The sequence below is a fragment of the Aliamphritea ceti genome, from assembly GCF_024347215.1.
Taxonomy (GTDB): Bacteria; Pseudomonadota; Gammaproteobacteria; order Pseudomonadales; family Balneatricaceae; genus Amphritea; species Amphritea ceti.
Map to the genome: position 1 here is coordinate 4,064,385 of NZ_AP025282.1, position 25,425 is coordinate 4,089,809.

The following is a 25,425-nucleotide window of genomic DNA, read 5'->3' on the forward strand; positions in this document are numbered from 1 at the left end:
AGAGTCTGGATCGGATCTACATCAAGCCCGGTAGATCACAACCTAAAGCTGTCACTGTTACCGCCTGAAAGATTTGCACCAATAGCAACATCTGTCGCTTCAGTCTGAATCGGCAGATACTGCGTATAGGTGTATGTATCCATGTCGTCATTCACTTGTAGCGTAAATACAACTGTATTATCAGCAAGTACACCGGTAATAGTTTGTGTCTGGCTATTATGAATATAACCAATCGGCTCATCATTCGCGTACAAAGTAGTACTTGGCGTAAATTCACCCCAAATAAAAGTTTGTGGTGTATCAGCTGAAGGATCGATACTCAGGGTGCCAACTACCGTAGTCTCGCCATTAATTCCCATACCATCAGCAAGCGCAATAACTTCAGGAACATCATCATTTTGTGTGATAACAATAAAACCCGGATCTGAAACAGAACCATCTGAATCTTTTGCCGTCACTTCAAAAGAAGTCATGGTCTGATCACTATTGGGCGCATGGGACACTGCAGTTACCAAGCTATAACTGTAATTAATGGTGCCAGTATTAGCATCATACCCAGTGATGACCATTTCTTCGTTCGCATCACTAAATACTGTCAACGGTGCTAGCTCTGTTGCAGCAAGTAAGTCTGCAACCAATAATATATTGCCGGCGATAGTCACTGATGCCAGCCCGTCCGGTGCATTCACTTTAAAGCTGCTGTTCGTCGTTTCACTATCGTCCATATCTGACAGAATCCCGACGTCATATACCTCACCTTCACTACCAGTCATATCCAGTGTCACAGGCTCATCGACAGGTTGAATACTCAGAGTAACCGTTGCGGTATTAGATTCCAGATTGCCGTCGCTAACGCTGTAGGTAAAGCTGGTTGGTGCGGGTTCAGAGCCGTCATGGTCATACGTGAAGCTGCCGTCTTCATTCAGCGTCAGGGTGCCGTCACCAATGCTAACCTGGGCTTCGCCTTGCTGATTAAACACCACTGGCTGGCCATTCACATCCATGATGGTCAGCGTGTCATTTTCAGGGTCAGAGTCGACACCGTCACCGGTGTTCTGGGTGATGATATTGCCCATCACCTGACCACCCTCATTGACGTTATAGTCGTTGTCAGTAGCAACCGGTGCGTCGTTCACCTGTTGAACACTCAAGGTAACAGTTGCGGTATTAGACTCTAAACTGCCGTCACTGACACTGTAGGTAAAGCTGGTTGGTGCGGGTTCAGAGCCGTCATGGTCATACGTGAAGCTGCCGTCTTCGTTCAGGGTTAGTGTGCCGTCACCAATGCTAATCTGGGCTTCGCCCTGCTGATTAAACACCACTGGCTGGCCGTTCACATCCATGATGGTCAGCGTGTCATTCTCAGGATCAGAGTCGACACCGTCACCGGTGTTCTGGGTGATGATATTGCCCATCACCTGACCGCCCTCATTGACGTTGTAGTCATTATCAGTAGCGACCGGCGCATCGTTCACCTGCTGAACGCTCAGGGTTACGGTTGCGGTATTAGACTCTAAATTGCCGTCGCTGACACTGTAGGTAAAGCTGGTGGGTGCGGGTTCAGACCCGTCATGGTCATACGTGAAGCTGCCGTCTTCATTCAGGGTCAGAGTGCCATCACCAATGCTAACCTGAGCTTCGCCCTGCTGATTAAACACCACTGGCTGGCCGTTCACATCCATGATGGTCAGCGTGTCATTTTCAGGATCAGAGTCGACACCGTCACCGGTGTTCTGGGTGATGATATTGCCCATCACCTGACCACCCTCATTGACGTTGTAGTCATTATCAGTAGCAACCGGTGCGTCGTTCACTTGCTGAACGCTCAAAGTAACAGTTGCAGTATTAGACTCTAAATTGCCGTCGCTGACACTGTAGGTAAAGCTGGTGGGTGCGGGTTCAGAGCCGTCGTGGTCATACGTGAAACTGCCGTCTTCGCTCAAGGTCAGGGTGCCATCACCAATGCTAACCTGGGCTTCGCCCTGCTGATTAAACACCACTGGCTGGCCATTCACATCCATAATGGTCAGCGTGTCATTCTCAGGGTCAGAGTCGACACCGTCACCGGTGTTCTGGGTGATGATATTGCCCATCACCTGACCACCCTCATTGACGTTGTAGTCATTATCAGTAGCAACCGGTGCGTCGTTCACTTGCTGAACGCTCAAAGTAACAGTTGCAGTATTAGACTCTAAATTGCCGTCGCTGACACTGTAGGTAAAGCTGGTGGGTGCGGGTTCAGAGCCGTCGTGGTCATACGTGAAACTGCCGTCTTCGCTCAAGGTCAGGGTGCCATCACCAATGCTAACCTGGGCTTCGCCCTGCTGATTAAACACCACTGGCTGGCCATTCACATCCATAATGGTCAGCGTGTCATTCTCAGGGTCAGAGTCGACACCGTCACCGGTGTTCTGAGTGATGATATTGCCCATCACCTGACCACCCTCATTGACGTTGTAGTCATTATCAGTAGCAACCGGTGCGTCGTTCACTTGCTGAACGCTCAAAGTAACAGTTGCAGTATTAGACTCTAAATTGCCGTCGCTGACACTGTAGGTAAAGCTGGTGGGTGCGGGTTCAGAGCCGTCGTGGTCATACGTGAAACTGCCGTCTTCATTCAGGGTCAGAGTGCCATCACCAATGCTAACCTGGGCTTCGCCCTGCTGATTAAACACCACTGGCTGGCCATTCACATCCATAATGGTCAGCGTGTCATTCTCAGGGTCAGAATCGACACCGTCACCGGTGTTCTGGGTGATGATGTTACCCATCACCTGGCCACCTTCATTGACGTTATACTCGTTGTCGGTAGCGACCGGCGCATCGTTCACCTGCTGAACGCTCAGGGTAACGGTTGCGGTATTAGACTCTAAACTGCCGTCGCTAACGCTGTAAGTAAAGCTGGTGGGTGCGGGTTCAGAGCCGTCGTGGTCATACGTGAAGCTGCCGTCTTCATTCAGGGTCAGAGTGCCATCACCAATGCTAACCTGGGCTTCGCCCTGCTGATTAAACACCACTGGCTGGCTGTTCACATCCATGATGGTCAGCGTGTCATTCTCAGGATCAGAGTCGACACCGTCACCGGTGTTCTGGGTGATGATATTGCCCATCACCTGACCGCCCTCATTGACGTTGTAGTCATTATCAGTAGCAACCGGTGCGTCGTTCACTTGCTGAACGCTCAAAGTAACAGTTGCAGTATTAGACTCTAAATTGCCGTCGCTGACACTGTAGGTAAAGCTCGTTGGTGCGGGTTCAGACCCGTCGTGGTCATACGTGAAGCTGCCGTCTTCATTCAGCGTCAGGGTGCCGTCACCAATGCTAACCTGGGCTTCGCCCTGCTGATTAAACACCACTGGCTGGCCATTCACATCCATGATGGTCAGCGTGTCATTCTCAGGATCAGAGTCGACACCGTCACCGGTATTCTGGGTGATGATATTGCCCATCACCTGACCGCCCTCATTGACGTTGTAGTCATTATCAGTAGCGACCGGCGCATCGTTTACCTGCTGAACATTCAATGTCACAACTGCAGAATTTGATTCAAGATCGCCATCAGTGACGGTATAGGTAAAGCTGGTTTCTTCTGGTTCTTCACCGTTATGCTGATAGGTGTAACTACCGTCTTTATTAATGGTCAGGGTTCCATCGCCAATTGCAATCTGCGCTTCACCTTGCTGATCAAACACCACTGGCTGACCGTTGATAGTGGCGATCATCAGAGGATCGTTGTCAATATCGCTGTCGGCACCATCACCGGTATCATCTGAAATAATATTACCGGATACCTGTCCCCCTTCATTAACGTCGTAATCGTTATCGGTGGCAACCGGTGCATCGTTTACGGGATTCACCGTTATGCTTACAGTTGCCGGATCCGAGGTATTTCCAGCTTCATCTGAAACTATGTATTCGAACGTATCCGGACCGTTATAATTTTCATTTGGCGTATAAGTTACAGCACCGCTTACTGGGTCAACACTGATAACACCATTACTCGGCGGGCTAATTATTGTGACTGTGGTTGGATCAAGATCACCATCAGGGTCAGAATCATTGCCCAGAATATTGATGATAACTGAGCTGTCCTCATCGAGGCTGATGGCATCATCAACAGCAACAGGTGACTGGGCCTCATCCACAGGTAACAAATCAGGAGAGATAAATGGAGAATCACTGGCACTGAATGTCTGACCACCAAAAGAAGAAGGAGATGTCGTCTCAACTATGCGGGTGAGTACTACAAAGTCGTGGCCTTCACCACCGTTAGGACCAGCACCACCAGCGGCAGGTGCAGGTAATACATCAGTTGGATCCTGCCCAGCCTCAATAGCAGCTAAAACAGCAGCGACTGACTCGTCGCTAATCGATTCAGCCTCAGCAAGGTTTTCTTCTTCACCGCTCACCATGCTGTCAGTGATAGCCACTTCAACCGGCTGATCAAAAGACATATATGTGCCATCAGTCATTGCCAGCTGCACAAATGCACCTTCTGAAGGTACCAGAACATCACCTTCGATAAGTTCATCACCAACCTGAAGCTGTCTTAATTCTCCGTCACTGTTACGCGCAAACACGACACCAGACATTGCTGCCACTGTTGCGATGGGAGTATTCGAAGCCATGATACCTCTCCCTTTTAACCATAAATAAATAATCAGGGTTAATAAGGTTAGGTGTTGAAAGGATGTTTAGACCTGTACCTGAAGTACAATATGAGCGATTTTCATACAGCAAAAACTTCATGTTCATTGAGTAAAAGCACAAGATGTACTCTGTCACGTGCTCCAGACTTAGCAAATATAGATGATACATGTGCTTTGACAGTCCGCTCAGTGACCCCTAATGAACCAGCAATTTCTTTATTGGACGCTCCCTGTGCAATAAGCTGAGCAACCATTTGTTCCCGCGCTGTAAGCTCATCGAAAAATACCGCACCTTCGCAGCTTTCAACTTGCATATAGCGGGAGCTAACCTTTAACACTTTACCGATAAACTCAGCACCTACCCAATATCCTCCATGCTCTACAACCAGGGCAATTTCTCTGAGTAAGGTTGCAGCGGCAAGCACATGACTATAGCCAGCACTGCCGGAGCGAAACACCATCATAGCCTCATCATCATTCGGTAAATTTGAAAGCACCACTACCGGTGTACGTAACTCCTGAGCAGCGTGCAGCCAAAGCGTTTTTTCTACCGGCTCAAGGGAGGTAAAGTCCAGCCATATAAGACCTGAGCCATAATGTACCCGCTGTGCTTCCTGAGGCGTTCTCACCGTCAGTGCATCTGGAAATGCTTCATGCCACCGAACTGGCGAGAGCTTTTTTTTACTGACGAACACATGCATGGTTCATCGCTCCGTTAACGCATATTGCCGGGCCCGGAATACAGGCTTAAGCATGTAATGCAGAATGCTTTTCTTACCTGTCAGAATATCCACTTCGGCCACCATTCCGGGAATTATGGGTTTTCCCTTTCCCATATTTGATTCTAAGGTTTTTACTCTGACAATATAGAACGGCGTGCCATTTTCATCGACTACAGTATCCGCACTGATGTGCTCAACCGTCGCCTTCAAGCCGCCATAAACTATAAAATCATAGGCGGTAAACTTAACTAATGCCTCCTGACCCGGCCGCAAAAATGCGATATCACGGGGATTAATCTTTGCCTCAAGTAATAAAGCATCATCTAAAGGGACGATTTCTATTATTTCTCTACCTGGTAAAATCACTCCGCCAATAGTATTAAAAAACAGTTGCTTAACTGTCCCCCGAACAGGAGATACAACCGCTGTTTGCTCAACCCGGTCAAGTAATCCCCGACTACTTTCGGTAAGCGTATTTATACGCGATGTAGTACTGGATAATTCCTCACGAATATCATTTTTAAATTCTAAGGCAACTTCGCTAATCCTATTCTCAGCCTCAGCAATAGTCGCCAGAATACGTTGCATCCTGGCCGCAACCTGAGCGCGTTCTCCGCTGAGACGGGATACTTCTCGACGTAAGCGCAGCACTTCTATTTCAGATACAGCGCCCGAAGACAACAAGGGTGCACTCACCTCCAGCTCATGAGCGGCAAAACTGTAGCTACGGTCTAACTGAGACTTCTGCGCCCGCGCTTCCACTAGCTCCTGACGTCGCTGGTCCAGTTGCTGCCGGGCAATACTCCTGGCCGCCTCTAATTCTTCCATACTGGAACTAAACAATGCCATTTCCTGTTCGACCACTTCAGGAACAGATTCCGCCATATCATTCGTTGGATAAAAAGGTACTTCTTCAGCCACAGACTGCAGACGCTCAGCTTTAACCTGAAGAGAAACTAGCTCGGCACGGTTCTCCCGAAATGAAGCAACAGAACGTGTAGCATCCAGTTTTACCAATAACTGACCAGGTTCAACCGCATCCCCTTCTGACACGGCCAGTTCAGTTACCACACCGCCATCCTGAGACTGAATAATCTGCACCTGACGAGATGGAATTACTTTAGCTTCACCACGGGTTACTTCATCTATCTCTGCATACGCGGACCAGGCAATCAAACCCATCACTACCAAGATAATCACATATAACAATTTACGGGTTTTAACCGGATCCTGCTCCAGCATGGCTCTGTCGGCATCTTCCAACCAATTGAGATTGTCCGGTTCATCTACTGGAATCCAGTGTTCGAATGCCCGGTCCATAAGCCGCCGTCCAGGCGACTGCTTAGTCTCATTGTTTAACGGAGGAATAGGCGCTGAACCATTCATATCGCCCTCCCGATCCTGCCTTTACGTAACGCTTCAACTACCTGATCCCGGGGACCATCAGCAACAATCTTGCCGCTATCCAGCACAATAATTCGATCAACTAACTCCAGCAAAGCAGTATGATGGGTGATAACCACCATTGTTTTACCTACCGCATAATCACGTAGATTATTCAGTATTGCCGCCTCAGATGCATGATCCATAGAACCTGTCACTTCATCTAATAGCAGTAACGGCGGCTCATGAATAATTGAACGGGCAAGCGCCACAGCTTTACGCTGACCACCGGATAAGAATTCTCCGCGCTCTCCCACGTTCATGTCATAGCCCTGGGGATGCGCATTTATAAAATCGTATAATTCAGCGACTTTAACTGCCCGTTGAATAGCCTCCTCACTCGCCATAGGATCAGCAAAAGTCAGGTTATCCCGCAGCGTGCCATAAAAGAGTGTTGCGTCCTGCGGGACAAAGCCGACCTGATGACGTAATTCCGCGGGATCCAGCTGTCGTACATCAATACCATCAACAAGAATTGCGCCTTCTTTAACCTGATAAAGACTGACAATTAAGCGCTGCAATGTTGTTTTACCAGAACCAACCCGCCCCAGAATCGCTACATGCTCGCCGGCCTTAATCCGAAAAGAAATATCCCTTAGCGCCTGAACTTCTGCACCCGGGTACGTAAAGCTCACTTTACGAAATTCTATTTCTCCCTGAAGAGAACCCCGGTTAAAAAAGTTTTGTTCCGCCGGACGTTCAACCGGCTGCTCCATAATTGCGTTCAAAGCTGTTAAAGCTGTCCGCGCATTATGGTACTGAGTTAAAAGCGATGCCGCCTGACCGAGCGGTGCCATCGCCCGGTTGGCAAGCATCATAGTGGCAATAAGTCCCCCGAGACTTAATTCACCTTCCGAAATCAAATACACACCTATAACTATTACACTCACGCTCACTAATTGCTGAATCCACATAGCAAAATTCAGGTTACTGGTCGCCAGCAATCGCAGTTGCACGCCCACCCGATCAAGATAAGCAGCAGCTTTTTCCCAGCGACGCTGCATGACACCTTCTGCGGTTAAAATCTTTAACGTATCGAGACCAATAAGACTCTCGATCAAAACCGAATTACGCATTGAACTTGCCTGATACATACTTTCAGTCAGTGCTTTCATTTTGCCCTTAGTTGTCAGGGCATAGCACAGAATAAGAAACACACCGATAAGCGAAGGCAACATCATCACTGGTGATATCCAGCCCAGCACAAGAATAAAAATCAGAGTAAACGGCAGATCAATTAAAGCGGTAAGGGAAGCTGACGTAATGAAATCTCGTACTGTTTCAAAAGAACGTAAATTGGCAGCAAAAGCACCTACAGACAGTGGTCTGTACTCCATTTTCAACCCTAACACCTGCTGCATAATGCGCACTGACAAAAGGATATCGACCCGTTTCCCTGCCAGATCCAGAAAGTAGCCCCGCATTGTACGTAGTAACAAATCGGCAATAAGTACGATACCTATCCCAAACGCCAGTACCCAGAGAGTTTCAAATGCGTGATTAGGTACAACCCTGTCATATACGTTCATCGTAAATAGAGGGAGCGCCAGCGCAAATACATTGATAAACAACGCCGCCAGCAAAACATCCCTATACAGGCTTAAGTTTTCAAGCATTGCCCCCCAAAACCAATGAGACGGTTTTTGCTTGGTTATCTCCGGTGCCCGTGCATCAAAATTCAGTTTAGGCCGGGCATAAATAACAGCTCCGGAATAGCGTTTATCCAGCTTCTCTGCCGGCACTTCCATCACACTTTCCGGAAATTCCGGATAGATAACCTGAGCAGATTGTTTATTCCTGCTCCACGACATCAACACGCAAGCCTCATCACCTTCCAATATTAAAACAGCAGGCAAAGCTCGATTCTTAAGTGTTTCTAAAGGTTTTTTTAGAATTTTACTGACAAAGCCAGCGCGGGCTGCAGCACGAGAAAATAAAGATGGAGTAAGATGTTGTTTTTCAAGAGGCAATCCAGCAACAAGCGTATCTCTATTGAGACTATTCCCATGAAAGGAACTCAACACTAAAAGACACTCAAGCAGGTGATCAATACCTGTCGCTGTGCGCATATCCCCCCCTGTTTCAAACGTCACAGAAGCGCTACTTAACAGTAGAGCAGTCTATACAATCTAGTCGAATCTGGTGAAATCTATAAACTTTGAAGCACATTTTTAATGTGTGCGTTTCTCTCGATGCAGTAAATAACTGTGACCCGCGACCTGTAAAAACAGGCTCCGAAGGGCAAATAAGCCCCAGAAATTTATATATTATTAGCAATGTGTGAAGTGACAGTACCGTTTCCAGCCACAGATCTTAAAACGTCTCAAAATCAATAAAACTAAGAAACAGGCAGGGCTCTGCTCTTCTCAGCAAGAACCAATGACGAAATAGCCAAATTAAACAAACACTGGAAAATTACCCGCTTTAAATCAGACCAACAGATACTCTTCCAAGCTATTCTGTTTCGAATATAGCCCGACAGCACCGCTTGCTAGTAATAATCTGCTCAGCGACTACGTTAATGCTGTAACTTAGTCAGTCCGCAGGAAGACACTAAGGCTTCGTTTTTCTTACTGGCCTCCGGATAAATATTATCCAGCAACCATTCTTTACGCTTGCAGCCATACATAGCCTGCTTGAGACGCGAGTCCATACCCGCGCATTCAGCCAGCTTATCATTCATAAACTGCTGAGTTTGGCGAAAGAAGTCTGTCGATTTAACCGACGAAAAATCTGTTAGCTCGTATCCCAGTTCACCAAGCATTTGCTTATGACAAACGACATTTTTAGGCCCGAGCATAGAGATATATTTTTGCACCGCCACATCAATACCTTCTACTTTTAGCCCTTCTCTGGCAACGGAACAGGCATCCATGACTCTGCCCAGAGTATTCGCAGCCCCCTGCAAAGGTAAATGTGCAGTAAAAGCACTGCCTCTGGCATCCGTAATTTCAACCAGTAATTCGTCACCGTGCAGCATTTGTCTCGCTAGATGGGTTTTATCAAAATCACTGGCAAAAACAGAATCACCGCGGGTAGAAACAATCCAGTCACTTTGAACTGAATCTTGCTTATCTACGCGATAGCGCACTGGATATTTATTCCCAACACCAATGAAATGCCCGACGGAAAAGATCAAATCAAACTCTTCTTCCTGCAGGCATCTGGCAAGTGCCAGACTGCGCTCTTCAATTGAACGCACCATTGCAATGTGTGTTTCCTGATCAGAGAACTCATCGACCCGTTTGGCATAAAACCAATCCTCAGCCGCCAGTTCTGCTGGTAAACATAAACTGAATGTAATCAGTAATATACATAGTCGTTTCATGGCAGTTACTCCCATTCACGATTGTGTATGCACCTACCTGGATATGAATGCCCATCCCTGTGGCCCATATAATTAAGCGTAGACCATAAGGCTTTCCTGCCTGTTTTTACTTGTAAACAAATGGCATCCAAACGGTCAAAAACCAAATACAGAGAACTATTCTGGTATGAAAGGCCCTGATATTTAGTTAGGAATCAAATCGCTAAAATTAAATGGCGGCGAGGAAGAGATTCCCGAGTTACGCTGAACACTCTGGCTATAGTCGTTCCTCCGATGTGCGTCGCTACGCTCGGCTCGAACCCGCGAGGCTTTTATTCGCATGCGCTCACCCATAAAGGGCCATCGTCGCAAGCTCCAATGTTATCTCGCTGCGCTCGATTCACCCTCCAGCACAATCTTTCAGACACAAAAAAGCCCTGATGTTTAGTCAGGGCTTAATCGTTTTAATTAGATGGCGGTGAGGGAGGGATTCGAACCCTCGATACCTTTCGGTATACACACTTTCCAGGCGTGCTCCTTCGGCCACTCGGACACCTCACCGCAATTCTTCAGTACTTTTCAGCACTTCAGAGTGGCGCGTACTTTAATGGAATTTACGTGCTAAATCAAACCTGTAACCGGAGTTTTTTGGTTTTTTTTTGTACTCTGTAAAATTCAATAAAATACCTGTTATCTCTACTGTATGTCTTACCTAACAGTGGCCCACGAAAAAGCCCGTTTAACGAAGTTAAACGGGCTTTCTATACAAGTAATACTCTTTACAGAGCGGGCTATTTCAGGAAGGGACGATTCCTTTAATAACCCCGTTACTCACGTCTGGATTAATCAGCTTGTCGACGCAGGAAAGCTGGAATATCCAGGAATTCCATATCATCAGTGCCGGTTTTCTTAGCTTCGCTGGCTTCGACTGCCGGCGCTGGATTATCTTCTGCACGCAGAGAATCAGACGCTTTGTTACGCATAACTGTTGGTAATTCCAGCTGGCTGTAATCTGCAGCAGCACCGCCGGCAACCGCTGCACGCTTAGGCGCACTGTTTACCACTCGGATTTCCTGCTCGACTGCCGCACCCAGACCAGTTGCTACAACAGTGACCTTGATCTCTTCGCTCATCTCAGGATCGATAACGGTACCGACAACAACAGTAGCATTTTCAGACGCAAACTCTTCAACAACCTGACCAACTTCTGAGAACTCACCCAGCCCCAGATCCAGACCTGCTGTGATGTTCACCAGAATACCGCGTGCACCCTGCAGATCAATGTCTTCCAACAGAGGGCTGCGAATAGCTGCTTCTGCTGCTTCAACACCACGGTTTTCACCACGTGCTGTACCGGTGCCCATCATTGCCATGCCCATTTCAGACATAACAGTACGAACGTCGGCGAAATCCACGTTGATCATACCCGGACGGATAATCAGATCAGCAATGCCCTGAACCGCACCTTTGAGTACATCGTTAGCGGCATTAAAAGCATTGATTAGCGAGCAGTTTTTACCTAGCACCTGCATCAGCTTTTCATTAGGAATGATGATCAGAGAGTCAACATTTTCAGACAACTCTTTAATGCCCTGCTCGGCGATCAGCACTCGCTTCTTACCTTCAAACGGGAATGGCTTAGTAACCACTGCAACCGTCAGAATGCCCATTTCCTTAGCAACTTCAGCAACAATTGGTGCTGCACCTGTACCGGTACCGCCACCCATTCCTGCGGTAATGAATACCATGTCAGCGCCACGGATCATTTCAGCAATACCTTCGCGGTCTTCCAGTGCAGCCTGACGACCTACATCAGGATTTGCACCGGCACCCAGACCTTTAGTGATCTCGCCACCAATCTGCAGCAGGCTTTTCGCCAGCATATTATCAAGTGCCTGAGAGTCCGTATTAGCACAGATAAACTCTACGCCATCAACATCTGTAGACACCATGTGCTGGACGGCATTACCACCGCCTCCGCCAACGCCGACCACCTTAATGACCGCGTTCTGGGGTACGCTATTAACTAATTCAAACATGTCCCTTTCCTCCAGCTTAAGCGTGTTATTAACGCTTAGGTCTGTCTTTCTAATTATGATTGATGCGTCGGCTCCGCCAACACATACAACTTGTTTTGTACTGAAGGCCGGCATCTAACTACTGGCCAATCAAAATATTAGTTCCCTGCCGTTTCAGAAATTTCTCTGAAACCAGCTTTTCATTCGTTTCAGCGCCGGCGTATTCGGCACTGAACTGATCTCTACCGGCAGTTCATCTTGCCGGGGTACATTATCCTGTTTTGCGTATTGCAGCAGGCCAATAGACGTTGCATATATAGGGCTGGCTAAAATATCCGCCATCCCTTTAACGCCTTTAGGCAGAGCCAGGCGAACTGGCATATGAAAGATCTCTTCTGCCAGTTCAACAGCACCTTCCATTTTTGCAGTGCCGCCGGTCAGAACAATACCGGCTGCAATCATGTCTTCGAAACCGCTGCGACGTAATTCAGCCTGCACCAGCGTAAATAATTCGTCATAGCGCGGTTCAACAACTTCAGCCAACGCCTGACGTGAAAGGTCTCTAGCTGGTCGGTCTCCGACACTCGGTACCTTAATTGTTTCATGTGCCCCTGCTAGCTGAGCCAGTGCACAGGCATACTTCTGTTTAATTTCTTCGGCATTAAGTGTTGGAGTACGTAACGCCATCGCGATGTCGTTCGTGACTTGGTCACCAGCAATAGGTATGACTGCTGTATGCCGGATTGCACCACCTGTGAATATGGCAATATCAGTGGTTCCACCACCCATATCCACCATACAAACGCCAAGTTCTTTTTCGTCATCAGTCAGTACTGAATAACTGGACGCCAACTGCTCGAGAACGCTGTCATCTACTGCCAGGCCACAACGTTGCACACATTTTTCAATGTTCTGTACAGCATTCACCGCACCTGTCACCAAATGAACTTTCGCTTCCAAACGAACACCGGACATACCCAGCGGTTCACGGATACCTTCCTGATTATCAATTACATATTCTTGCGGCAATATATGTAAAATTTTCTGATCAGCAGGTATTGCAACAGCTCTTGCTGCATCCATCACCCTTTCCAGATCATGTTCCATCACTTCACGGTCACGTACGGCTACAATCCCGTGAGAATTCATGCTGTTGATATGGCTACCAGCAATCCCCACAGTAACTGAATGAATTTTGCATCCCGCCATCAGCTCAGCTTCTTCTACTGCACGCTGAATGGACTGCACTGTCGATTCAATATTCACCACAACACCACGCTTTAAACCACGTGAAGCATGAGAACCTATGCCTACAATATCGATCACACCATCCGGGCCAACTTCACCCACAAGACACACCACCTTTGAGGTGCCAATGTCTAACGCGACGATCATATTGCTTGCCATGGTCATATATAAAACCGCTTTTATTACTCCGGCACCATGCCGAAGAATTCAATGTATTGAAACCTGCCTGCCAAAACTGTGGAAAAGCTTGTCAGCGAATATTCAAAAGTGAATATTGATCTCCTCAGCTTTTCTGAATAATCAACTGCCATAAAAATATTTATCAACAATCTTTTATCAACAGCTTTACTGACGTTTTTGCCAGCTATCTTTTTCTAATCAGAGCCTGGTTACTATTTAACCAAACCTTCTCCGTAAATTCTTTTCCACAAAAACCTGAACAATTAACAACCAGCATAGTTCAGTTTTTAATCAAACTCAGTGTAAAACGGCATTTTTAATAATTAATGCCAAGAATAAACCATTCAATTTAATTTTTAAGCATTTTTTTAGGATATTGATTTAATTCTTTGCTTAAAGGCAATTATGTTCCGCCGCACTACTGTGTATCGGCAAAAACCTGCCATCTTTAGCAGAAATTTCACCATGATAGCTGACTTTTCAGCCAATCCGGCTAATCCTGAACCTACTGTATATTTTTAACACAATTTAATTTTTTTTTGTACAAAAAACATACAAAAATCAAAATTTAGTTTTGAATAAACAAACACTAATCAATATTTAATATTGACGTTTTTACTATATTTCAAAAATTAATATTGATGATTTTGCTAATTTTCAACATTTAATATTGATGATTTTATTAATTTTCAAAAATTAATAATGATTAATCAAGCAATATTCAAAAACCTATTTTGATTAATCTCATATATTCTTAATTACTGATAATTAAAGAAACCAATGTAATTACCCACAAACACTGACAAGTAGTTAAGATATCAACAGCTATCAGGAAGCTAATGGGAGAATAGATGTGCACAACCAGAACGCGATAACTGCCCACAGAAGAGGTTAATACAATAAGAAATATTCACAGGGTGATTTGGATAGGAAAAACTGAGGCGGGCTCTTGTACCTGTGTATAACCCCACAGAGTTACGTTGCTAATATTCGAACTCAGCGAGCTAAGATCACACTGCAGCAATCATGAAGGATAACTATAACTGGCCAATTGCTGTTGCCAGTTCGCTAGCTCAGGAGTGCTTGAAACGTATTCTCGCAAAGTCGTTACGCCATCCGCCAGGTAACTGGTATCAAGGAAGTTATCGACAACCTCTTTACTCTGAGTGGCTGCAGCCTGTAAGCAAAAAAACAAATAACGGGGAAAAGGCAGGATATCTGTACGCCACAACTCCCCCTGATAGTACTGGCCAACCCTACGATGATATTCGGCAGGCGTTATACACTTATTCAAGCGATAGTCAGTATCACTAAAGCCACTACACATACGCGCCTGTGAAGGTTGCTCTGACCCGGTTGCAGATGCCAGTAGCTCAGTTGAAACTTCTATCCAACGAAAGCGATGCTCTCGCTCATATAGCTCAAGAAACTCATCTTCACTACATTCAAACTGACTACAAATAATTGAGCTGTCAGAATCTGCTTGCGTTGAACAGGATGCGATTTGCAGGCTATCAGCATCAGCACCATGCCGGCTAATGAAAACAATACCTACTTTATTAAAAACACGCCTGTAGCCCGACACTTTCACCAATCTGAAGTTCTGCAGTCCCGGTACTGTTTCACGGGCAGAAGCTTCAGATAATAAAGATCCGTAGCCAGCAACAGAAATCATTTCAGTTCATCATCCCGGCGAAAAGAATCGCCGGATACGGCAACTTGCTCAGTATCGCCAGAACTGACAAATGGTGCCGACTCAAAAGCAGTATCCACCAGCCGTACTTTCGGCGGTGCAACATCTTGTACTTCTGTATCTTGTTCTTCAGTAGTTTGCTCTTCTTTCTCTTTAAACGCCTGAGCACCCAGAGTATTTACTTCAGAAACTCCATCGGCGATTACTTCAGGATCTTCTGTGCGAGGCAGGTTTTGCAGTTCTGCTTCAGCAGCTTCATCCTGCAAGCGCTTGTCCATTTGTTTCTTATTACGGACACCCAACTGTTGCAGAGAGGCTACCTGAGAAACAAGATTACCGCGCCCGCTGACCAAGCGTTTATGCGCCATATGATAAGCCTGAGAGGAACGTTCCAGGTGCTTTCCTACATCTTCTAGAGACTCAACAAAGCCAACGAACTTGTCATGCAACTCACCGCCCCGTCGGGCAATTTCCTGAGCATTCAGGCTCTGGCGTTCATAACGCCAGATATTATTAATGGTGCGTAATGTCACCAGCAATGTCGCCGGGCTTACAAGAATAATGTTGCGTTCGTATGCAAATGCAAACAAGTCCGGATCTTCCTGAACGGCCAGTAAGAACGCGCCTTCTATAGGTACAAATAACAATACGAAATCGAGACTGCGAATACCTTCCAGATCCTGGTAAGCCTTATCGCTGAGACCACGTACATGGTTACGGATAGATTGCAGATGATCCCGCAGGTTTCGTGCCCGAACAGCATCATGCTCCTCGGAACAGAAAGCCTCATAAGCTGTCAGGGAAACCTTAGCATCAATAATGACATCTTTTTCATCAGGTAAACGTACAATCACATCAGGCTGTAAACGGCGACCACCGTCATTCACGCTAACCTGAGTCTGATATTCATGGCCTTCACGTAATCCGGACTGCTCCAGCACCCGTGATAAAATTACTTCACCCCAGTTGCCCTGTGTTTTGGACTCACCCTTTAAAGCGTTAGTCAGATTTACCGCATCCGAACTCATCTGCTGATTCAGTTGCTTCAGTTGCTGAATCTGTTCGTACAGAGATCGTCTGTCCCGGGATTCTTTGTCGTAAGTGTCTTCAACCCTTCGCTTAAAGTCACCCAACTGCTCTTTCAACGGTGTCAGTAAATTACCCAAAGCATCGCGGTTTTCATCTTTAAAGGTTTTAGACTTTTCAGCAAAGATTTTATTGGCCAGATTCTCGAACTCACCTTTAAGCTGATCACGGGCATCATTCAGCAACTGCACTTTCTCATGATGTGCAGCCCGCTCACTCTGCAATTTTGCCTGCAGTTCAGCATTACGGGCCTGATGCTGGTTCTGGCTTAATCGCAATTCATTCTGCTCGGTCAGCAACTGAGCATAGTCATCTTCCAATCGCTGTTTTTGTAAGCTGATTTGTTGCAGGCGAACTTCTTCAAGTTCGAGACGGCGTATCTGTTCGGCCTTCTCATCCAGCGATAGCTGTAACTCAGAAGCTTTTTCATCAACAACTGTACGGGCATCTTTAACTTCTTCCAGTTTATCTTCTAACTGGCCGATTTTGACGTACTGCTGACTCTGCATCAGCTGTGCCTTACGTTTATGTTGCTGAATACGTAACGTCATCAGCAGCATGCCAAACAACGTGCCCGCAATCGCGCCTACAGTAAGAATAACAATTGGCTGTTCAAGAAACTCATTCATGGCGCAACAACCTCCGTGTCTGGCAGGACTAACCTGTTACCAGAAATAATATAGAAGACCAATGGCAGCAATGTTCAGCGGCAGCATCAAAAAGATATTTGTCAGATCACCAAACAAACGCTGTGTAATCCCTACTGAGATAGCCGGAAAACTTAATACTAAACTGCTCGCTGGAATCCACCACTCTAACAGGCGGAAGCCATATGCCATTGCACCAATTAAGGTTAACGCGGCAAGGTTACCGATCATGATGACCGTTACCTGACCATTTCTGCTATGCAAAAAGGCCGGTTTATCTTCCTCTTTAAGCTTATTCAGTTGACCTGCACTCAGCGCGGCAGACATCGACACGAAGCCACTGAACAGAAAGATAAATAAAGGCTCAAATAACATACAGGTTTCCTGGCAAGCAAAAATGAGCCGCTATTGTAAAAGATTTTTACCGCAGCAGCAGGCTTTTACTGAATTTCATCGCAGAAAAGCCAACCAAAATGTTATTATGCGGCGAATTTTTAGTGCACAAAACAGCAGATTTATTTGCCAGCGAGTGTTCCTGCAAAACTGCCGTCCAAAGAGAGACATTATGAGCCAGTACCTGGTTAACGAAAGTATCGAAGATTACGCCTTTATCAACACCGCTGAAGAACCACCGTTGCTGCAGGAATTAATCGACAAAACCAACGAAAATATGGGCTGGCCGCAAAAACTTTCCGGACGCCTGGTTGGTCGTACTCTAAAAATGCTAAGTGCAATTCACCAACCTAAGACTGCTCTTGAAATAGGCATGTTCACTGGTTACTCCGCACTTTCGATTGCTGAAGGTATGCCTGATGATGGCAAGTTAATTTGTTGCGAAACGAACCCACGCGCTATCGAGTTCGCGAAGACCTTTTATGACCGCAGCGAACATGGTCATAAAATCGAAGTGATTTTCGGCAAAGCGCTGGAGACCATCCGCGAACTGGATCTGGAGCTGGACTTCACCTTCATCGATGCAGATAAACGTAACTATCTGAACTATTACGAAGAAGTTAAAGCGATGACCCGTGTCGGTGGCCTGATCGTTCTCGACAACGTTCTTTGGTCCGGTAAAGTTATACAGCCCGAATCCGACATCGATGACATTTTAGTTGAAACTAATCGCCGTATCGCTCAGGACAGTGACGTTGAAAATGTCTTTTTGACAGTTCGCGACGGCCTCAACGTCGTCCGCAAAGTTCGCTGATCCGGAGTCAGAATGAAATTCATTTTACGTGAAGGCGAACAGCCAGAGCTCCTTACTTCTGATACTGACCGGCCACTTAGCGCTAACGAACAATTAATCAGCTCGGCAGAACAACTTTTAGCGCTTTACCGTGACACGGACACCAATCAGCCACTGTATAGCCAGTTACAATATATTCGGGATCAATATCTTGAGGATCTGGATACTGTTGAGACCCGAAACGATATTTACGGACTGATTTTCTGGCTGTTATTCGATAAAAATATCAGCTATGCCGGCGAATCCCTGGAAGAAACCGCAGATAGGTTAAGTGATTTAGACATCGACTCTGATACCGACGCCTACACTGAAGTTATCTTTCACCTGAAAGACGCCGTAGACAGATTGTACGAACTGGAACTGGACGAAGACTGACACGACAAACGCCATAACAGACAGGGAGGACGGATATTGATCAAACACACAGCCCGAATTCTGTTATCAGCCCTGTTTATCGCTTTTATTTCAGCGCTAATTATCGCCTTTGCTGCCAGTTATTTTTACTGGCAGCAACTAATTCCCTGGGCTGCTGAGCGCTGGCTCCAGGAACATAACTGGCAGATTACCGAAATCAAAGGGGCCGCCCCCGGAACAACTGGCTGGCAAATTGATGCTCTCAGTTTGCAACAAATATCCCCATCTGACACAAATACCCGAATTCAAATCCACCAGCTAAATATTGATTGGAATTTGCCCCGCTTATTCACCGAAGGCAAGCTCGAACAAATCAGTCTGCAAAGTGCCGACATTCAGTTACCAGCCACTTCCTCTGACGCAACAACCCAGGTAGATCTTAGCCCCTGGTTATCTCCTGCAATTATCAGCCAGATACCAGCCAATAGTATCCAACTAACAAATGTCAGTATCCAACGCAGCCAGCCTGAATTCACTAGCCGTGTACTGAACAACTTACGCTTTTCTGACGGCCACCTAAGCTGGAGCAGCAATATCACATATCTTCCCGGCTATCCGGGCTTCGAAGGCCTGAAAGCTGAATTAAAGACACACCTTTCACAGCAAACAGACTCTTCTGAGGCATCAATACTGCTTTCACCCTTCAATTTAAAAATACAGTTTCAGAACCAGCTTCTGTTAAGCAGCCAGGGGAGTTTACAGTTAGGTACAAAAATCCAGCTTAATGCCGAGCATCAGTTACAGCTGGAAAATATAGCGGCCTTTTTATCTCCTTTGTTACTAAAGCACTCAGCAGAGCAATTCCTTCCAGAGGAAATTCTTCCGATGCTAAAAGGTACACTTATCATCACAGGACAAACCCGCTTACAGCCGCAATACAACCCGTCGCTACCATTACAAAGCCTGCAGCCTGAAAGCAAACAACAGATAAGCCTGAGCATTCCTCCTGCTTCTCTTACCCCGTTAGGTCTTAAGGATATTTCAGGCACAGCAGCACTTGAGTTAAACGCCTCAGCCACACTTACGCCTGATAAACTTCATATAACAATGACAGATAATAATCAGTTCACAGTCAGCGACTTACGATCACCATCATTACAGAGTAAAAGCGTACGTCTTACTCTGTCGGAGCCTGTTGATATTGAACTGCCTTTAACTGACCTGACACAGCTGAATATACCTAAGACCACTTTCACTCTGCACAGTCAAAACAATAAGATAATTTCTCAATCAACGGCTTTAGAGATGAGCCATCAACCCATTCTATTAACAACAAACGAATTTAAACTCTGCATAACGGCCCCCTGCTCCAGTGATTTACTGAATATCAGCGGCACACTGAACAGTGCGGATATCAGAGTGACCCACCCCGACTTCAGCTTACCAATGGCAAATTTGAACAACCGCTGGCAGTTACAACAACAGGCCAGCGCCTTAGATTTAAAACAACAATTTAATGTAACCCTGTTCGACATACTTTTGCCTGCGGGTCAGCAACGCATTCGGGGCAATTCTCGCACTCTGAAAGAAGCAGGCAAGCAGCCTCTGATGACTGCCAACTGGCAAATCAAACTGCCATCACTTACCGGCATAGAAACACTCATTAAACGTTATTATCCAACGATGCCCGACGAGTTAACATTTAGTGACGGCGAATTATTCCATCAGGGCGCCTTACATTATGAAAATAACCGCCTTGCACTGCGGTTACGGCAGCGCATTGAAGGACTGAACGGTCAGTATCAACAGAACTCCTGGATAGGCTTGAACTGGCATTCTGACTTGCGTCGCAGCCTCCGGGGCAAGCTACGTGACGATGGCAACCTGAGTGTCGACTTCATAGCTGCCGGCATCCCCATTGAACAATTCAGCAGTAACTATCAACTACGGCCTGAAAAAGGCAATCCCAAACGCCTACAGCTGAGGTTAACCAAACCTCATGCACAATTATTAGGTGGTGAAGTAATTGCTGATGACTTCACAGTCGACGAGTCTTTTGAGTTAAATACAAGGCTAACCCTGAACAACATCCAACTCAAAGATGTACTTGCACTGGAACAACAGGAAGGTCTTAGCGGTGAAGGGATTTTACAGGGGAGTATTCCACTGGAAAAAAATACCGCAGGCTTCCAGGTTAATGATGGCCAAATACGCAATATTGGCACCGGCTGGATTAAATTTCAGCCTACCCCTGAACTAACCAGTCTTGCCAGTACAACACCAGGGCTGGGAACGGCTTTCAAAGCGCTGGAGAACCTGCAATATTCGCAACTGAATATTGGCATGAATTACCAGCCAGATGGCAGCACCCGGCTAAACACCAGATTACAGGGTATGAACCCTGACTGGAACGCCGGACAAAAAGTAGACTTAAGCATCAACATAGAAGAGAACTTATTACAGTTAATCAAGGCGTTACAATACACGAACAAATTGACTCGCAGCCTTGAGAAGCGTTACCGTTAAGCGAAAGAACCTTTAGATGGGAACCAGTCAGTCCTGCACGGGTTCTAACAGGTACTGGAGAGACCGATGGTTATAAACTTGGTTACAAAATTCTGGCGCAAGACTGGCCTAATGCTCGGCTGTTGCATTTTATTATCCGCCTGCGCTCCTACAGTACAGGTAGCTGTTCCCAACGAACCCATCACAATAAATCTCAATGTTAAAATTGAGCACGAGATTCTGGTGAAAGTTGATAAAGAAATTGATGACCTGTTCTCCGAAAACAGTGACTTATTTTAGGAGCCTTATAATGATCAAGCATGTATTCAAAAACGTCCTAAAGCCGCTTATCCTGCTAACTTTTATGCTCAGCCTGGCCAACAGTGCCTGGGCCCTGAATCTTGATGAAGCCAAGTCACAAGGGCTCATCGGCGAACAGTCAAACGGCTATCTCGGACTGATCAATAACAGCAATGCTTCTGCTAAAAGTCTGATTGATGATATCAACCGCAAGCGCCGTGCTGCATATACAGCCAAAGCACAAAAAGCCGGTGTCGAATTAAAAATAATTGAAATTCGTATAGGTGAACGCTTGCAACAACGCGCCAAGAAAGGCGAATATGTCCAGCGCAGTAATGGCCAATGGCAAAGAAAATAAAAATAATCTGAAAGCTTTCGCGGTGAAACTAGCGCAGACTAAGTGCCCTAAGAGGCACGCCGTGTAAGACTTTCCTAACAGTGAATGGGTAAAGAAGTGAGCATCTTTGGAGTAACAGGACGCCCCTCTTATCGATCGAACAACCTGCTGGGATTTGTAGTGTGTGCCGGTATTTTAGCCGCTATCAATATCTACATCAACCCACAGATTAATTTAACAGAATGTGCCTTATGCACTGTCACCCGCCTGACATTTGTAGCGATGGCAGGATTGTTCTTTCTGGGCTTTATATTTAACAGCATTGGTTGGCTACAACGGTTATTTTCAGTTTTTAACCTGTTGTTAATTGCACTCGCAGCTATTGCCAGTATGCGCAATCTAGCACAAGAATCACGTACAGCAGCTGAACAATGTTCCCAACCGATCATCAATGTATTAAATATAAACAACCTTGATAGTGTTGTAAGCGCTTATCAAAAAGCATCTGTTTGCCCTGTACAGGATTGGCAGCTCGGCGTGTTAAGCTACGCGCATCTTTCTCTGATCGCCCTTGCCGGGCTGACGGTTGTTGTATGGAAATTAATGACGAAAAAAGCCAGGCGCGACGCCTTCTTCCGCTAAAATCCGGCCTCCTTACTCTGCTATGCAGCGCCGGATTATTTACCAGTGCTGTGCAGGCAGCAGAACCTATTATTGAAGACCCGCAACCTCTGGCACCCGAATGGGCCGAAAACGGTACTTTGAATCTGTATTTCGAAAATGACTTATTTGCCGAAACAGATCAGAACTATACCAATGGTATCCGCGCTTCCTACGTGACGGGCGATCTCACCAGTTTTCTGGATGATCCGGAATTGCCTGAATGGATTCGCACCTATAACAGCCTGATTAATCCACTCTTGAACTGGCACAACCCCAATATCAATCCGCAAGATACACACCGTAATCTGGTGGTTACCTTTGGCCAGCAAATCTACACCCCTAGCGATATAAACCGTACAACTGTTGATCCGGATGATCGCCCTTACGCCGGCTGGTTATATCTGGGGGTAGGCTACAACCAAAACAATGATCGCTGGATGGATTCAACACAGTTAAATATAGGCATTGTTGGTCCTGCCGCCCTTGGCCAGGAAGCTCAGGACTTTATTCACGACTTGCGTGGATTTGAAAAATTCGAAGGCTGGGATAACCAGCTACACAACGAACTCGGCGTGCAGTTTGTTTACGAAACTAAATACAGACAGAGTGAATATAAACTGGTTGATGATATAAATTACGACATCATTTATCACAGCGGCTTTAGTCTGGGTAATGTCGCAACTTATCTTAACGCCGGTGCAGAGCTTCGTATTGGCTGGAACTTACCAAACGACTTTGGTACCTCAACACTTCGCCCCGGTGGTGATAACAGCGCTCCCGGGCGCTACAAATTAGGCACCACCACCAGCGTACATGCTTTTTTATCCGCCGATGCCCGACTGGTTGCCAGAGATATTTTTCTGGACGGTAATACCTTCAGCAACAGTCATTCAATTGACAAAGAATATCTCGTCGGAGATCTTGCTGCTGGTGTTGCTATGCTGAATGGCCGTTGGAAATTTGCCTATGCTCAGATATTCCGAACCAAAGAATTTAAAGGCCAGCCTCACAGCCATAGTTACGGATCCTTCTCTGTTACATATAATTTCTGATAAACCGGCGGCACTAATTGCCTTATGATAATATGCCGCCTTCTAAATACTTCTGTATCTAACTGATTGAATAGGTAATTTTGTGACCAAATTTCGCCCCTGCATCGACCTTCACCAAGGTCAGGTAAAACAAATTGTCGGTGGCAGCCTGAACGATCAGGGCGCTGACACTAACTTTGTCAGCCAGCATGATGCCGGTTATTACGCCAAGCTTTATCGCCAGCATAACCTCACAGGAGGTCATGTTATTGCTCTGGGTCCCGGTAATAAAGAGCAGGCTCTCAACGCTATGGCTCAGTGGCCTAAGGGGCTACAGTTTGGTGGCGGAGTAAATGCAGGTAATGCAGCGGAGTATCTTGAAGCTGGCGCATCCCACGTAATTGTTACTTCTTATTTATTCGAAAACGGCCAGTTTAGCTGGCAGCGCCTGGAAGAAATTAAGACTATTACCGGAGCAGACCGCCTGATACTGGATCTTAGCTGCCGCCGAACAGAATCCGGCTGGAACATTGCCACTGACCGCTGGCAAACAGTGACTGATACACAGGTAAACGCAGAAACGCTGGCATCACTCAGCGAGCATTGCGCAGAATTCCTTATTCATGCCGCTGATGTGGAAGGCCTGCAAGCAGGAATTGATGAAGACCTGGTTAGCTTGCTTGGCCAAGCCTGTAATATTCCTGTGACCTATGCAGGCGGTGCACGCAGTCTGGATGATCTGAAGCTGGTTAACACACTGTCCGCCGGCAAAGTAGATCTGACGATTGGTAGCGCGCTGGATATTTTCGGTGGTAAAGGTGTCTCACTTGAAGCTTGTATTAACTGGAACAATCAACACTGAGATTATAAAAGGACCGGGATCATAAACGCCCGGTTCAGCTTACTCCGGCGATGATGGTATAGCTCTGAAAAAGAATCTGAACAGTATGACAACGACCGCTTCTTCTGCCGGTACAGGTGCAGGTATCTGTAGCTGCGCGATGGCAATCGCCGGAATCTTTTTCTGGGGCATTATTTTTGTGCCTCTGGCCGTTTTATTCATGCTGCCTGGCTTTTTACTGGCCATATTTAAAGGCAGCCCGGCTGGCCTTGGCTATAATTTTCTGGCACTACTGCTGACTATCATTGCTATTATCACTTCACCAGTGTTACTCGGCCTGATCGGACTTGGCAGCTTCGCCATTTTGTAAACGGACATCACTATGAAAACATCTAACATTATTCTCAGCACCGCTATAGCGACATTACTTAGCTTGCCTGTGCAGGCCGGATTTGGCGACCTTCTCAAAGAAGTCGAAAGCGCTAGCAAAGACATTCTTAAAGAAACTACCCAGTCAGCAACAGATTCGGGCAGTAAAGGTAGCGGACTGGACTACAACACTCTGGTTGCCGGTTTAAAAGACGCGCTCGATGTTGGTTCTCGCCGGGCAGTGGAATCTCTCAGCCAGACTGATGGGTATATGTCTAACGCTCTGGCGCGTATCCCGCTTCCGGAGCAACTTGATAAAGCCAGCAGTCTGCTACGTAAATTTGGCTTAGGCGATCAGGTTGATCAGTTCGAACTAAGCATGAACCGTGCTGCAGAGAAAGCAGCCCCCCAGGCAACAGAGATTATTGTCTCAAGCATTAAAGAGATGAGCATTGAAGATGCTGAAAAAATCCTCAATGGTCCCGATAACGCCGCAACTGAATACTTTCGCAATAAAACGTCTGCCCGTCTGACAGAGTTATTCAAACCCACCATCAAAAGCTCAATGGATCAGGTAGGCGCTACCCGCTATTACGGCCAGCTTAGCCAGGAAGCTAATAAGGTGCCGCTTGTTGGCGATGTAGCAAAAGGATATAACCTGGAAGATCACGTCACCAACGGTGCACTGGACGGTTTATTTAATATGCTGGCTGCCGAAGAAAAGAAAATCCGCGAAAATCCGGCGGCACGTACCACCGAACTCCTCAAACAAGTTTTTAAATAAGG

At 46.4% G+C, this 25,425-nt stretch carries 20 protein-coding genes and 1 tRNA gene; 10 read left to right on the forward strand and 11 right to left on the reverse strand.

The window, feature by feature from the left end; all coding sequences use genetic code 11:
* Positions 1–35: 35 nt before the first annotated feature.
* The 11 genes from OCU49_RS18645 to OCU49_RS18695 all read right to left on the reverse strand — a co-directional run bounded on the left by OCU49_RS18645 (position 36) and on the right by OCU49_RS18695 (position 17,368).
* A complete protein-coding gene (locus OCU49_RS18645) occupies positions 36–4,628 on the reverse strand; it encodes a retention module-containing protein (RefSeq protein WP_261842061.1) in 4,593 nt (1,530 codons plus the stop codon).
* Positions 4,629–4,729: 101 nt separating this feature from the next.
* The gene (locus OCU49_RS18650) at positions 4,730–5,350 is read right to left on the reverse strand and encodes a response regulator transcription factor (RefSeq protein WP_261842062.1); all 621 of its coding nucleotides are present in this window, start codon (positions 5,348–5,350) and stop codon (positions 4,730–4,732) included.
* 3 nt (positions 5,351–5,353) lie between these two features.
* Entirely contained in the window at positions 5,354–6,757 is a 1,404-nt protein-coding gene (locus OCU49_RS18655) for an HlyD family type I secretion periplasmic adaptor subunit (RefSeq protein WP_261842063.1), read from the reverse strand.
* Positions 6,754–8,883 (reverse strand): type I secretion system permease/ATPase, encoded by a 2,130-nt coding sequence (locus OCU49_RS18660; protein WP_261842064.1) that lies wholly within the window; start codon positions 8,881–8,883, stop codon positions 6,754–6,756. The genes OCU49_RS18655 and OCU49_RS18660 overlap by 4 nt, the downstream gene beginning before the upstream one ends.
* Positions 8,884–9,332: 449 nt before the next feature.
* Complete coding sequence (locus OCU49_RS18665) at positions 9,333–10,142, reverse strand: hypothetical protein (RefSeq protein WP_261842065.1); 810 nt, start codon at positions 10,140–10,142, stop codon at positions 9,333–9,335.
* Positions 10,143–10,594: 452 nt separating this feature from the next.
* Positions 10,595–10,682, reverse strand: a tRNA-Ser gene (locus tag OCU49_RS18670).
* Between the two features lie 281 nt (positions 10,683–10,963).
* Positions 10,964–12,160, reverse strand: a complete 1,197-nt coding sequence (gene ftsZ, locus OCU49_RS18675; protein ID WP_261842066.1) for a cell division protein FtsZ — start codon at positions 12,158–12,160, stop codon at positions 10,964–10,966.
* Positions 12,161–12,313: 153 nt separating this feature from the next.
* On the reverse strand, positions 12,314–13,552 hold the full coding sequence (gene ftsA, locus OCU49_RS18680; protein WP_261842067.1) for a cell division protein FtsA: 1,239 nt from the start codon (positions 13,550–13,552) through the stop codon (positions 12,314–12,316).
* A 1,039-nt stretch (positions 13,553–14,591) separates the two neighbouring features.
* A complete protein-coding gene (locus OCU49_RS18685; RefSeq protein ID WP_261842068.1) occupies positions 14,592–15,242 on the reverse strand; it encodes a gamma-glutamylcyclotransferase in 651 nt (216 codons plus the stop codon).
* On the reverse strand, positions 15,239–16,975 hold the full coding sequence (locus tag OCU49_RS18690; protein ID WP_261842069.1) for a DNA recombination protein RmuC: 1,737 nt from the start codon (positions 16,973–16,975) through the stop codon (positions 15,239–15,241). The genes OCU49_RS18685 and OCU49_RS18690 overlap by 4 nt, the downstream gene beginning before the upstream one ends.
* Before the next feature lie 36 nt (positions 16,976–17,011).
* Positions 17,012–17,368, reverse strand: a complete 357-nt coding sequence (locus OCU49_RS18695) for a CNNM metal transporter family protein (protein WP_261842070.1) — start codon at positions 17,366–17,368, stop codon at positions 17,012–17,014.
* A gap of 190 nt (positions 17,369–17,558) precedes the next feature.
* Between OCU49_RS18695 and OCU49_RS18700 the strand changes: the two genes are divergently transcribed.
* The 10 genes from OCU49_RS18700 to OCU49_RS18745 all read left to right on the forward strand — a co-directional run bounded on the left by OCU49_RS18700 (position 17,559) and on the right by OCU49_RS18745 (position 25,423).
* A complete protein-coding gene (locus OCU49_RS18700) occupies positions 17,559–18,200 on the forward strand; it encodes an O-methyltransferase (RefSeq protein WP_261842071.1) in 642 nt (213 codons plus the stop codon).
* Positions 18,201–18,212: 12 nt separating this feature from the next.
* Positions 18,213–18,614, forward strand: coding sequence for a hypothetical protein (locus OCU49_RS18705; RefSeq protein WP_261842072.1), 402 nt, complete (start codon positions 18,213–18,215; stop codon positions 18,612–18,614).
* A 36-nt stretch (positions 18,615–18,650) separates the two neighbouring features.
* Positions 18,651–21,119 carry an intermembrane phospholipid transport protein YdbH family protein gene (locus tag OCU49_RS18710; RefSeq protein ID WP_261842073.1) on the forward strand — a complete coding sequence of 823 codons (2,469 nt, stop codon included), beginning with the start codon at positions 18,651–18,653 and terminating at the stop codon, positions 21,117–21,119.
* A gap of 111 nt (positions 21,120–21,230) precedes the next feature.
* Positions 21,231–21,398 carry a YnbE family lipoprotein gene (locus tag OCU49_RS18715; RefSeq protein WP_261845263.1) on the forward strand — a complete coding sequence of 56 codons (168 nt, stop codon included), beginning with the start codon at positions 21,231–21,233 and terminating at the stop codon, positions 21,396–21,398.
* A 10-nt stretch (positions 21,399–21,408) separates the two neighbouring features.
* The gene (locus tag OCU49_RS18720) at positions 21,409–21,756 is read left to right on the forward strand and encodes a YdbL family probable chaperone protein (RefSeq protein ID WP_261842074.1); all 348 of its coding nucleotides are present in this window, start codon (positions 21,409–21,411) and stop codon (positions 21,754–21,756) included.
* Between the two features lie 84 nt (positions 21,757–21,840).
* Positions 21,841–22,377, forward strand: a complete 537-nt coding sequence (locus tag OCU49_RS18725) for a disulfide bond formation protein B (RefSeq protein ID WP_261842075.1) — start codon at positions 21,841–21,843, stop codon at positions 22,375–22,377.
* Positions 22,329–23,450 (forward strand): lipid A deacylase LpxR family protein, encoded by a 1,122-nt coding sequence (locus OCU49_RS18730; RefSeq protein ID WP_261842076.1) that lies wholly within the window; start codon positions 22,329–22,331, stop codon positions 23,448–23,450. The genes OCU49_RS18725 and OCU49_RS18730 overlap by 49 nt, the downstream gene beginning before the upstream one ends.
* A gap of 82 nt (positions 23,451–23,532) precedes the next feature.
* Entirely contained in the window at positions 23,533–24,291 is a 759-nt protein-coding gene (gene hisA / locus OCU49_RS18735; RefSeq protein ID WP_261842077.1) for a phosphoribosylformimino-5-aminoimidazole carboxamide ribotide isomerase, read from the forward strand.
* Positions 24,292–24,376: 85 nt separating this feature from the next.
* On the forward strand, positions 24,377–24,640 hold the full coding sequence (locus OCU49_RS18740) for a hypothetical protein (protein WP_261842078.1): 264 nt from the start codon (positions 24,377–24,379) through the stop codon (positions 24,638–24,640).
* Between the two features lie 12 nt (positions 24,641–24,652).
* Positions 24,653–25,423 carry a DUF4197 domain-containing protein gene (locus OCU49_RS18745; RefSeq protein ID WP_261842079.1) on the forward strand — a complete coding sequence of 257 codons (771 nt, stop codon included), beginning with the start codon at positions 24,653–24,655 and terminating at the stop codon, positions 25,421–25,423.
* Positions 25,424–25,425 lie beyond the last annotated feature (2 nt).